The sequence below is a fragment of the Streptomyces spongiae genome, from assembly GCF_009377185.1.
Lineage (GTDB): Bacteria > Actinomycetota > Actinomycetes > Streptomycetales > Streptomycetaceae > Streptomyces > Streptomyces spongiae.
This window is the reverse complement of the sequence record NZ_VJZC01000335.1, coordinates 1-10,750: the sequence shown is the minus strand read 5'-3', so window position 1 is coordinate 10,750 and position 10,750 is coordinate 1. Positions and strand designations below refer to the sequence as shown.

The 10,750-nt window shown below is 71.0% G+C and carries 8 protein-coding genes and 2 pseudogenes; 2 read left to right on the top strand and 8 right to left on the bottom strand.

Annotated features, from left to right (window positions below; all coding sequences use genetic code 11):
• Nucleotides 1–1,524: pseudogene (locus FNH08_RS32900) on the top strand (histidine kinase); the annotation flags it as partial.
• A 170-nt stretch (nt 1,525–1,694) separates the two neighbouring features.
• On the opposite strand, the gene FNH08_RS32895 reads toward FNH08_RS32900, so the two are convergent.
• The 8 genes and pseudogenes from FNH08_RS32895 to FNH08_RS32850 form a co-directional block, all read right to left on the bottom strand.
• Nucleotides 1,695–3,350 carry a long-chain fatty acid--CoA ligase gene (locus FNH08_RS32895; RefSeq protein ID WP_322725898.1) on the bottom strand — a complete coding sequence of 552 codons (1,656 nt, stop codon included), beginning with the start codon at nt 3,348–3,350 and terminating at the stop codon, nt 1,695–1,697.
• A gap of 186 nt (nt 3,351–3,536) precedes the next feature.
• A complete protein-coding gene (locus FNH08_RS32890) occupies nt 3,537–4,091 on the bottom strand; it encodes a SigE family RNA polymerase sigma factor (protein WP_152775178.1) in 555 nt (184 codons plus the stop codon).
• 189 nt (nt 4,092–4,280) lie between these two features.
• Complete coding sequence (locus tag FNH08_RS32880; RefSeq protein ID WP_152775177.1) at nt 4,281–5,447, bottom strand: lipid-transfer protein; 1,167 nt, start codon at nt 5,445–5,447, stop codon at nt 4,281–4,283.
• A 140-nt stretch (nt 5,448–5,587) separates the two neighbouring features.
• Nucleotides 5,588–5,965: pseudogene (locus tag FNH08_RS32870) on the bottom strand (MaoC family dehydratase); the annotation flags it as partial.
• A complete protein-coding gene (locus FNH08_RS32865) occupies nt 5,962–7,032 on the bottom strand; it encodes an acyl-CoA dehydrogenase family protein (RefSeq protein WP_152775176.1) in 1,071 nt (356 codons plus the stop codon). The pseudogene FNH08_RS32870 and the gene FNH08_RS32865, both read right to left, overlap by 4 nt.
• A gap of 1 nt (nt 7,033) precedes the next feature.
• Nucleotides 7,034–7,978, bottom strand: coding sequence for a bifunctional MaoC family dehydratase N-terminal/OB-fold nucleic acid binding domain-containing protein (locus FNH08_RS32860; RefSeq protein ID WP_152775179.1), 945 nt, complete (start codon nt 7,976–7,978; stop codon nt 7,034–7,036).
• A gap of 101 nt (nt 7,979–8,079) precedes the next feature.
• Nucleotides 8,080–9,243: an acyl-CoA dehydrogenase family protein gene (locus FNH08_RS32855; RefSeq protein WP_322725896.1), complete on the bottom strand. Its 1,164-nt coding sequence runs from the start codon at nt 9,241–9,243 to the stop codon at nt 8,080–8,082.
• Nucleotides 9,244–9,507: 264 nt separating this feature from the next.
• Entirely contained in the window at nt 9,508–9,813 is a 306-nt protein-coding gene (locus FNH08_RS32850) for a hypothetical protein (protein WP_152775175.1), read from the bottom strand.
• Between the two features lie 370 nt (nt 9,814–10,183).
• Between FNH08_RS32850 and FNH08_RS32845 the strand changes: the two genes are divergently transcribed.
• On the top strand, nt 10,184–10,750 hold a 567-nt coding region (locus FNH08_RS32845), incomplete at its 3' end, for a bifunctional DNA primase/polymerase (RefSeq protein ID WP_152775174.1).

The following is a 10,750-nucleotide window of genomic DNA, read 5'->3' as shown; positions in this document are numbered from 1 at the left end:
GCCCCGCAGTCGTGGCCGGGCGCACAGGACACACCTCCCCCTGGCACCCCCGTACAGGTAGGTCCCCAGCCGTGGCCCGGGGCAGACGACACCCCCGGCACCGGTACGCCCGCCCAAGCCGGCGGCCCGGCCCAGGCCGCCGCTCCCGCACAGGCCGCGTCTCCCGCCGGTCCCGCGGAGGAGGCCACCCCGGCGCCCGGCACCCCGCTCCCGCCCGAGCAGCCGCAACAGCAGACGCAGGCACCGGCACAAGCACCGGCACCGGCACCGGCACAGCCGCGCACCGCACAGCCGCTGCCTGCCGAGGCCGCCGCCCCGGTCGACCCCAACTCGACCCAGGGGCGGGCGATCAGCGTGCGCACGCTCGGCCAGGGCGTGCCGTTCGCCCGGCAGTCCCAGCAGGGCGCCACCGCCACGTCGTCCTCTCACCAGAGCAACGGTTCCGGCACCAACGGCTCCGGCCGCCGCCGCAAGCTGGGCACGCCACCGGAGCCCACCACACGCCCGGAGACGGCGGCACGCCCGCACCCGCAGTCGGGGCAGGCTGCCCAGGCGGTCTCGGCCCCTGCTGTGCAGGCGCCCGAACCCGCGCAGCCGTCTCTGGCCGGACAGGTCCCGCTCCCGGCGCAGCCCTCACTCGCCGGCCAGTCCCGCCTGGCCGGTGTCACCGAGGGCGCCGGGCGCTCGTACGCCATAGGGGCGCCCGACGAGAACGCCGACGAAGGCCCCGAGCCGCTCGACGGTCCCGGTGGCGCGGTGGAGGTATCCGACCAGCCGCACCCTCAGCCGATGGACGACGAGCTCCCCCCGGAGCCGCTCGACAACCCGCGCCGTCTCCTTGTGTGGCCCGCGCCCGACGTCACCACCCAGCAGGCGCTGAGCGACCGCGGCTACCGGCCCGTCATCGTGAACTCGCGTGAAGAGGTGGACGCGCAGATCGCCGCCTTCCCGGCCGCTCTCTTCGTCGACCCGCTCACCGGCCCGATCACGCGTACGGCTCTCCAGTCGCTGCGTCAGGCCGCCGTCGCCGCCGAGGTGCCCGTGCTCGTGACGGCGGGCCTCGGGCAGGCGTCACGGGACGCGGCGTACGGCGCCGACCCAGCCGTGCTGCTGAAGGCCCTCGCGCCGCGTGACTCCGAGCAGCACCCGCCGCGTGTCCTGCTCATCGAGGAGCACGCGGAGATCGCACTGGCGCTGACCGCGACGCTGGAGCGGCGTGGCATGCAGGTGGCGCGGGCCGCCTCCGACGCGGACGCGGTCACGCTGGCCGCCCAGATGCGGCCGAACCTCGTGGTGATGGACCTGTTGCAGGTGCGCCGCCGCCGCGCCGGAATCGTCGACTGGCTGCGTGCGAACGGCCAGTTGAACCGCACTCCGCTCGTCGTCTACACCGCCGCCGTCGACCAGACCGAACTCCCGCGTCTGGCCTCGGGGGAGACGGTCCTGTTCCTCGCGGAACGCTCGACGAGCCCCGAGGTACAGAACCGGATCGTGGAACTGCTGGCCCGCATCGGCACGAACTGATCACGCACACTGATCAGGCACGTCGTTGAGGCTTCACATCGCTGGGGCTGCACATCGCTGGAGCTTCACATCGCTGGAGCTTCACATCGCTGGGGCGCTGTTTCACGTGAAACAGCGCCCCAGTCATCTACCCGTCCGCGTCGTTCGACGCGTCACATCTGTCAGATCTGTCAGATCTGCGTGACGTCCAGCTCCCCCTCGGCGTACTGCCGCCGCAGCACCTTCTTGTCGAACTTGCCCACGCTCGTCTTCGGCACGGACTCGATGATCGTCCAGCGCTCGGGGAGCTGCCACTTGGCGATCCTTCCCTCGTCGGCGAGGAAGGTGCGGAGCGTCGTGAAGTCGGCGGAGGAGCCCTCCTTCAACACGACCGTGGCGAGGGGGCGTTCGCCCCACTTGTCGTCCGGTACGGCGACGACGGCGGCCTCGGCGACATCCGGGTGGGCCATCAGGGCGTTCTCCAGCTCGACGGACGAGATCCACTCGCCGCCCGACTTGATGACGTCCTTGGCGCGGTCGGTGAGAGTCAGGAAGCCGTCGGGGCTGATGGTGCCGACGTCACCGGTCTTGAGCCAGCCGTCCTCGCTGAACTTGTCGGCGGGACGCAGGGGTTCGGCGCCATCCCCGCCGTAGTACGCGCCCGCGATCCACGGCCCGCGGACCTCCAGCTCCCCGGCCGACTCCCCGTCCCAGGGCAGTCGCTCGCCGCCGGGGCCGGTGAGCCGGGCCTCGACGCCCGCGGGGAAACGGCCCTGGGTGAGCCGGTACTCGAGTTCCTGCTCGGTACCGATGACATGGGCCGGAGGACGCGCGATCGTGCCGAGCGGAGAGGTCTCCGTCATGCCCCACGCGTGGCAGACGCGCATGCCCAGCTTGTCGAACGCCTCCATCAGCGAGGGCGGACAGGCCGAGCCGCCAATGGTGACCTGGGTGAGCGAACTGACGTCCCGGGGCCGTGCGCCCAGTTCGACGAGCAGTCCCTGCCAGATGGTCGGGACGGCCGCCGCGTGCGTGGGCCTTTCCTTCTCGATCATCTCGGCGAGCGGCCCGGGCTGCAGGAACCGGTCCGGCATCAGCATGCTCACACCGGTCATGAAGGCGGCGTGCGGCAGGCCCCACGCGTTGACGTGGAACTGGGGGACCACGGCGAGGCTGATGTCCTGGTCGGTCAGGCCCATGGACTGGGTCATGTTGACCTGCATGGAGTGCAGGTAGATCGACCGGTGCGAGTAGACGACGCCCTTGGGGTCGCCGGTCGTGCCGGAGGTGTAGCACATGGCCGCGGCGCTGCGCTCGTCCAGCTCCGGCCACTCGTACGTCGTCGGCTTGCCGGCCACGAGCTCCTCGTACTCGTGCACCCGCGCGCTCGCCCCGTCCAGCAGCGAACGGTCACCCGGCCCGGAGACGACGACGTGCTCGACCGTCTTGAGGTGGGGGAGCAGCGGCGCGAGGAGGGGGAGCAGCGAACCGTTCGCGATGACCACGCGGTCGGCGGCGTGGTTGACGATCCACGCGAGTTGCTCGGCCGGGAGGCGCAGGTTGAGCGTGTGCAGCACGGCGCCCATGGAGGGGATCGCGAAGTACGCCTCGACGTGCTCGGCGTTGTTCCACATGAGCGTGGCGACACGCTCGTCCCCTTCGACCCCGAGGTCCTCCCGCAGGGCGTGCGCCAGCTGGGCCGCGCGTGCCCCGATCTCGGTGAAGGAACGGCGCTGGGGTTCGCCCTCACCCGTCCATGTGATCACCTGCGATGTTCCGTGCAGGGCCGAGCCGTGACTCAGGATCCTGGAGATCAGCAGCGGTACGTCCTGCATCGTGCTCAGCACCGGGGGGCCTCCTCGTTGAAGCGGCTACGCGAGGGTAGTGTCCCGCGATTGTGCTGGCATACCGAGCAGTATGTCACTAGGTCACGGTGGATTTGTTCGCCGGTGTCGGGGCTTGGCGGTGCCGGTGAGCGAGTGTGTGCGGTCCGTGGCGCGACAGCCGGGTCGGCTCAACAACGGGAGGCTCCCCTACCGCACGGGCTCCAGCTCGGGGTCCTCACGCAGCTTGCCCAGGGCGCGCGACACCGCCGACTTGACGGTGCCCACGGACACTCCGAGCACCTCGGCGGTCTGCACCTCGCTCAGGTCCTCGTAGTACCTGAGGACGACCATCGCCCGCTGCCGCGCCGGCAACTTCATGATCGCCCGCCACATCGCGTCGTGCAGCGCCTGCTGCTCGGCGGGATCCCCGGCGGGCACCACTTCCGGCTCCGGCAGCTCGTCGCACGCGAACTCGTCCACCTTGCGCTTGCGCCACTGGGACGTCCTGGTGTTGAGCAGAGCACGCCGTACGTAACCGTCGAGGGCCCGGTGGTCCTCGATCCGGTCCCAGGCGACATACGTCTTGGTGAGCGCGGTCTGCAGCAGGTCCTCCGCGTCGCTCGGGTTCGCGGTCAGCGACCGGGCGGTACGCAGCAGCACCGGCTGGCGGTCCCTCACGTACGACGAGAACGACGGGTACGGAAGAGTCTGCCTCGCTGGGGTAGCCGCGTTCGAAGCGCTGGTGCAGACGGGTGTGGTCATGGCTCCACGCTATGAGCGACCCCCGTTCCGGCGGATCGGCCGGAGGTCCCGAAGGCGAATCCCCCTCAGGTTGTAGGAGGGGGGCAGGCTCCACCTCCTGAAGGTGGAGCCGTGGCCCTCACGTACTGAGGGTGTATCCCTGAGAGGCACCTGCCCGCGTCGTAGGCGCCGCGCCTCTGACCTCTCCGCTCACCCCTCCGTTCCCAGAACCACCCCGGACGTCGGCACCCCCGTCCCGGCCGTGACCAGGACGCTCCGGGCTCCCGGTATCTGGTTCACCGCCGTGCCCCGCACCTGTCTCACCCCCTCCGCGATCCCGTTCATCCCGTGGAGGTACGCCTCACCGAGCTGTCCACCGTGAGTGTTGATCGGCAGCCGCTCCTCCGCCACGAAGTCGGCGGCCTCCCCCGCCCCGCAGAACCCGAACTCCTCCAGCTGCATCAGCACGAACGGCGTGAAGTGGTCGTACAGGATCCCCACGTCGATGTCCGCCGGCCCGACCCCCGACGTCCGCCACAACTGCCGCGCCACCACCCCCATCTCGGGCAGACCGGTGAGGTCGTCCCGGTAGAAGCTGGTCATCTGCTCCTGCGCCCGTCCCGCGCCCTGGGCGGCCGCCAGGATCACGGCGGGCGGGTTCGGCAGGTCGCGCGCCCGCTCCACCGAGGTGACGACGACCGCCTGACCGCCGTCCGTCTCCTGGCAGCAGTCCAGCAGCCTCAGCGGCTCGACGATCCACCGCGAGGCCGCGTGCTCGGCCAGCGATATGGGTCTGCCGTGGAAGTACGCCGCCGGATTGGTCGCCGCGTACTTCCGGTCCACCACCGCCACATGCCCGAACGCCTCAGGGGTCAGTCCGTACGTGTGCAGGTACCGCTGCGCCGCCATCGCCACCCAGGACGCCGGTGTCAGCAGCCCGAACGGCAGCGACCAGCCCAGCGCGGCGCCCTCGGCCGAGGGTTCGCGGTCCTGCACCCCGGAGCCGAACCGCCGCCCCGACCGCTCGTTGAACGCCCGGTAGCAGACCACGACCTCCGCCACTCCGGTCGCCACCGCCAGCGCCGCCTGCTGGACCGTGGCGCACGCCGCCCCGCCTCCGTAGTGGATCCGCGAGAAGAAGGACAGCTCCCCGATCCCGGCGGCCTGCGCGACGGTGATCTCCGGGCTGGTGTCCATCGTGAACGTCACCATCCCGTCCACGTCGCCCGGCGTCAGTCCCGCGTCGTCGAGCGCGGCCCGCACCGCCTCCACCGCCAGCCGCAGCTCACTGCGCCCCGAGTCCTTGGAGAACTCCGTCGCCCCGATCCCGACGACTGCCGCCCGCCCCCCGAGGGCGTCCCGCGTCCGTACGCTCATGAGGCGCCCCCGGCGTCCCCGGCGTCCGCGACGTCTCTGGCATCTCTGGCGTCTCTGGCATCTCTGGCGTCTCTGGCATCTCTGGCGTCTCTGGCGTCTCTGGCGTCTCTGGCGTCTCTGGCGTCCGCGGCCTCCCTGACGGGGAGGGTGACCGTCACCGTGCCCGAAACGTGTCTGCCGATGCCGTTCTCCCCGACGACCCGCACCGTCGCCGTGCCGTCCTCGACGGTCTCGACCGCCCCGGTCAACACCATCGTGTCGCCCGGGTAGTTGGGCGCCCCGAGCCGTATGGCCACCTTGCGGAGGACCGCGCCCGGCCCGAAGTGGTCCGTGATGTACCTCCCGACCAGGCCGTTGGTCGTCAGGATGTTCATGAAGATGTCCGGCGAGCCCTTCTGCCGCGCCAGCTCCGCGTCGTGGTGCACGTCCTGGTAGTCGCGCGAGGCGATGGCCCCCGCGACGATCAGCGTGCGGGTGATCGGGATCTCCAGCGGTGGCAGCTCCTCACCCGTCCTCATGCCGCAGCACCTCCTCCGGCTTCGCCAGTGCCCTCGATACCGTTCACGAGCAGCTCCCCCAGCTCCTGCAGCGCTTCGCTCCCGCACCCCAGGTACGCGTCCAGCTGCCGCCCCCACAGGAAGTGCCGGTGCACGGGATGCTCCAGGTCGGCTCCCGTGCCGCCGTGCAGATGCTGTCCCGTGTGCACCACCCGTAGCCCCGCCTCGGACGCCCACCAGGCCGCGGTCAGCGCGTGCGTGGCGTAGGGCAGGCCCTGGTCACGGCGCCAGGCCGCCTCGTACGCCGTCACCCGTATCGCCTCGGTGTCCATGTACGCGTCGGCCGCCCTGAGTTGGACGCCCTGCTTGACGGCGAGGGGACGCCCGAACTGCTCCCGGGTGTTCGTGTGGGCCACGGCACGCGCGAGCGATCCCGCGCACACCCCGGCTTGCAGGCCCGCGAAGGCGGTACGAGCGGTGGCGAGCACATCGTCGTAAGCGGCGTCGTAAGCGGCCGGTGTCCCGAGCGGCTCCCCCGGCACCCCGTCCAGCGTCAGCCGCCCCGCGGCCCAGGGCGCCGTCGACTCGACCGGCTCGCAGCCCGCGTCGGCTGCCCGCACCAGCCACAGCCGGCGCCGCTCGTCGGGCACGAGCACATGCGTGGCGTCCCTCAGCCACGGCACGAGGGGCACGGTGCCCGTCAACTCGCCCCGCTCGGACGCCCGTACCCCTCCGACGGCCGGCAACGCCCCGCACACCACCACCGAGCCGTCGCGGATCCCCGACAGGAGCCGTCCCCGCTGCTGCGGCGAGCCATGTGCCGTGACCGCCAGCAGTCCGTACACGCAGGTCGCCGCGAAAGGCACCTGGGCCGTGGTGCGCCCCTGCTCCTCCAGGAGGAGGACCAGGCCGAGAAGGCCCACGTCCTCCACGGCGCCCACGAGTCCGGCCGCGCACAGCGCCTTCCACAGCTCCATGTCGCTGCCGGTCCCGACGGCGGCGAGCCGCTCGTGCGTGGCGAGGTCACCGAAGATCGCCGCGGCCAGCTCGTGGGCGTCGGTCTGCTCCTCAGTGGGCGTGAAGTCCATGTCAGTTCCCGCCACCCTCCTGGACCCGGAAGACCGGCAGCACCAGCTCCCCGTCCTGCCCGTCCTCACCGCCCTCGTCGCCGTCGTCGCCGTCGTTGTCGAACCGCGCGAACTCCAGCCGCACCGGCAGTCCGATGCGCACCTTGTCGTAGGGCACGCCCACCACGTTGCTCACGATCCGCACGCCCTCGGCCAGCTCGATCAGTCCGACCGCGTAGGGAGGGTCGAACGCCTCGAAGCGCGGGTGGTGCATGACGACGTACGAATAGACCGAGCCCTCGCCGCTCGCCTCGACCGTGTCCCACTCCGGGGACCCGCACGCGCCGCACCCCGGCAGCCAGGGGAAGCGGAGCGTCCCGCAGTCACCACAGCGCTGGATGAGCAGCCGGCGTCGGCCCACTCCCTCCCAGAACCCGGCGTTGTCCCGGTTGACCACCGGGCGTGGGCGCCTGGCCCGCGGGCTCTTCGGTCTCCGCCGCGCGGGCGCGTACTTCAGGATCCGGAACCGGTGCGTCCCCGCCGGTTCGCCGCCGCCCACCCGTACGTCCGTCCGTGTCGTGACGAAGTACCCCGTGCCCAGCTTGGTCGTCTTGCGCTCCGAGACCGACTCGATCACCGAGTCGAAGGTGATCTCGTCCCCCGGCCGCAGAGGACGCAGATACTCCTGCTCGCAGTCGGTGGCGACCACCGAGGTGTACCCGGCGGTGTCCAGGAGGCCCAGCAGCTCGTCGTACGCCGCCGAGCGGCCCGTGTGCCCGGACAGGCCGCCCATCGTCCACGCCTGGAGCATGGTGGGGGGCGCGACGGCGTCCGGCCCCTCGTACGCCGGGTCGGTGTCGCCCATCGCCTCGCACCAGTGGCGGATCATGGGCTCGTTGACCGGATCCTTGCCCACGCCGCCGACCGCTGCCGGCCGCCCCTCGTACGCCTTCAGCCGCACGGACAGCTCATCCTGCGCCGCGGGCTCATCCTGCTCTGCCGCCTCTGCCCGAACCCGCTGCTCCGCGGCCTCTGCCCGAACCCGCTGTAACGCCTCCGCTCCCGTACTCACCGCCGCCCCCTCGTCATCCCGAGCCGCATCGTCGCGACGATCTCCCGCTGCACCTCGCTCACCCCGCCCCCGAACGTGTTGATCTGCGCCGCCCTGTTCATCCGCTCCAGCTCGCCGTCCCCGAACGCCCCCGGCGAATCGGAGCGGATCAGCGCGTCCGCTCCGACGATCTCCTGACACATGCGATACGTCGCGACTGCCGATTCCGTTCCCGCGAACTTCACCCCGCTCGCGTCGCCGGGGGCCAGCCGGCCTGCCCCCACATCGCCCACCAAACGCCAGCTGAGCAGGCGCGTTGCCGCCAGCCGGGCATGCACCTCGGCCAGCCGAAAACGCACCCACGGCTGGTCAACCCGACGCTTCCCCGTCACTGGATCGGGCGTACGCGCCGCTTCCAGCGCGGCTGTGTAGAAGTCCTCCGCCTGCATGCCGATCGCAGCGAGGGCGACGCGCTCGTGGTTGAGCTGGTTGGTGATGAGCCCCCAGCCGCCGTTCTCCTCCCCGACGAGGCCCGCGGCGGGCACACGGATCCCGTCGTAGTACGTCGCTGTCGTCGTCAGCCCGCCCACGGTCTCGATCGGGGTCCACGAGAACCCGGGCGCGTCCGTGGGGACGAGGAGGATGGAGATACCGCGGTGCTTGGGCGCGTCGGGGTCGGTCCGGCAGGCGAGCCAGATCCAGTCGGCGTTCTGGGCGTTCGAGGTGAAGATCTTCTGCCCGTCGATCAGCCAGCCCTCGCCGTCGCGGACGGCCCGGGTCCGCAGCGCCGCGAGGTCCGTGCCCGCCGACGGCTCGCTGTACCCGATGGCGAAGACGAGGTCCCCGCTGAGGATGCGGGGCAGGAAGAACGCCTTCTGCTCCTCGCTCCCGTACCTCATGAGGGTCGGTCCGACCGTGTTCAGCGTGACCATCGACACGGGCGCACCGGCCCGGTACGCCTCGTCGAAGAACACGAACTGCTCGTCCGCGCCCCGCCCCTGGCCGCCGTACGCCTCGGGCCAGCCGAGCCCCAGCCGGCCGTCGGCGCCGATACGGCGCAGGAGGGCGCGCTGCCCCTGCGCGTCGTCCTGGCCGGGTGGCCCGTCCGGCATCAGGTCCCGGAAGTACGTACGGAGTTCGGCGCGCAGTCGGCGCTGGCGCTCGGTGGGGGCGAGGTGCACGGCTCCGGCCCTCCAGGACCTCGTACGAGCAAGAGTTCTGAGAGTTTCTGACTGTCCGTCAGATAAGGGTCACTGTCAAGGTCGCCGGGCACGCGCGCGTTGACGGTCGGAGCACGCGCGCGTGGACCTTCGAGGCACGCGCGCGTGGAGTACGAAAAACGTCTGCGCGGCGGTACCGAAGTACCGCCGCGCAGACGCGTAACCCCCCACACCCCCCGGGGACCGGGACTTCAGAGCCGATGGGAGAGCATCGGCCCCGGCTCCCTACAGGTCGGTGAAGTTGACGGCGACGTTCTCGTTCGACTGGTAGATGGGCACGAACGCGGGTCCGTTGACCTGAGCCGTGTTGCTCTGGTTCGAGGCGCCCGCGCCGACCGCCTGCTGCTGCGTCGTGGACGAGTTGCCGTAGTTGTCGCGCCCCACCCCGCTGTTGGCGGACGCCGCGGCCGCGTTCGATCCGAGATCCGCGATAGCGCCGTTGTCCGCCGCCGCCACGCCCGAGAACAGGGCGACAGCGAGGGGCAGTGCCGCCACGGCGGCGAGGGCGCGAGCGGTACGGATGCTTGCCATGTGTCTCCTCCAGAACCGAGTACGTACCGACTCTGTTCGCCGGACGTACGTGAAGTACGGCTGATTCCAAGGCGGTTGGCCGACCGCCCCGGCGCTGTGCTCGACGTCGCGAATCCAGAGTTGCCCACCGAATCCCCGTCGAACCATCCCGGAAGTAATGATTCGCACGTAAGCGTGATGACATGTCGATAAACCCCCGAGGCTTCACGAATCCCCAGATCAGACCCGTCGATCGGCAGCAGAACCAGTAACGACAAGGAAGGAAGCGTTCCCTCACGTTTCGGGCCATCCCGCCGCACACCACCCGGACGGCTCGCACCGCCGCCCGCCCCCTCTTCCCTTTTTCGAACACAAGTACGAACATGGAGGCATGGCCACCACAGACCGGCAGGCCACGACCCTGGCCCTGGCACACGCCCTGTCCGCCGCCGAACGCGGACTGGCGGTGATCCCCCTGTCGCGGACGAAGCTCCCGGCCCTGCGTTCCCCCCATCGCGACGACCCGTCTCCGACCACCTGCCACGGTGAGTGCGGCCACTTCGGACACGGCGTGTACGACGCCGCGACCGACCCGCACCGCATCCGTGAACTCTTCGCCGCGACCCCCTGGGCGACCGGCTACGGCATCGCCTGCGGACTGCACCCACACCATCTGATCGGCATCGACCTCGACACCAAATCAGGCACGGACTCCTCCGCGGCCCTGCGCGAACTGGCCCTCCGGCACCTCTTCACGATCCCCGAGACAGTCGTCGTCCTGACCCCCAGCGGCGGCCGCCACCTGTGGCTGACCGGACCACCGGACGTGGTCGTCCCCAACTCGGCGAGCCGCCTGGCCCCAGGCATCGACATCAGGGGCGCCGGCGGCTACCTGGTCGGCCCCGGCTCACTCACCGACCACGGCGTCTACGGCACGGCGCCAGGAACCGCCCACCTG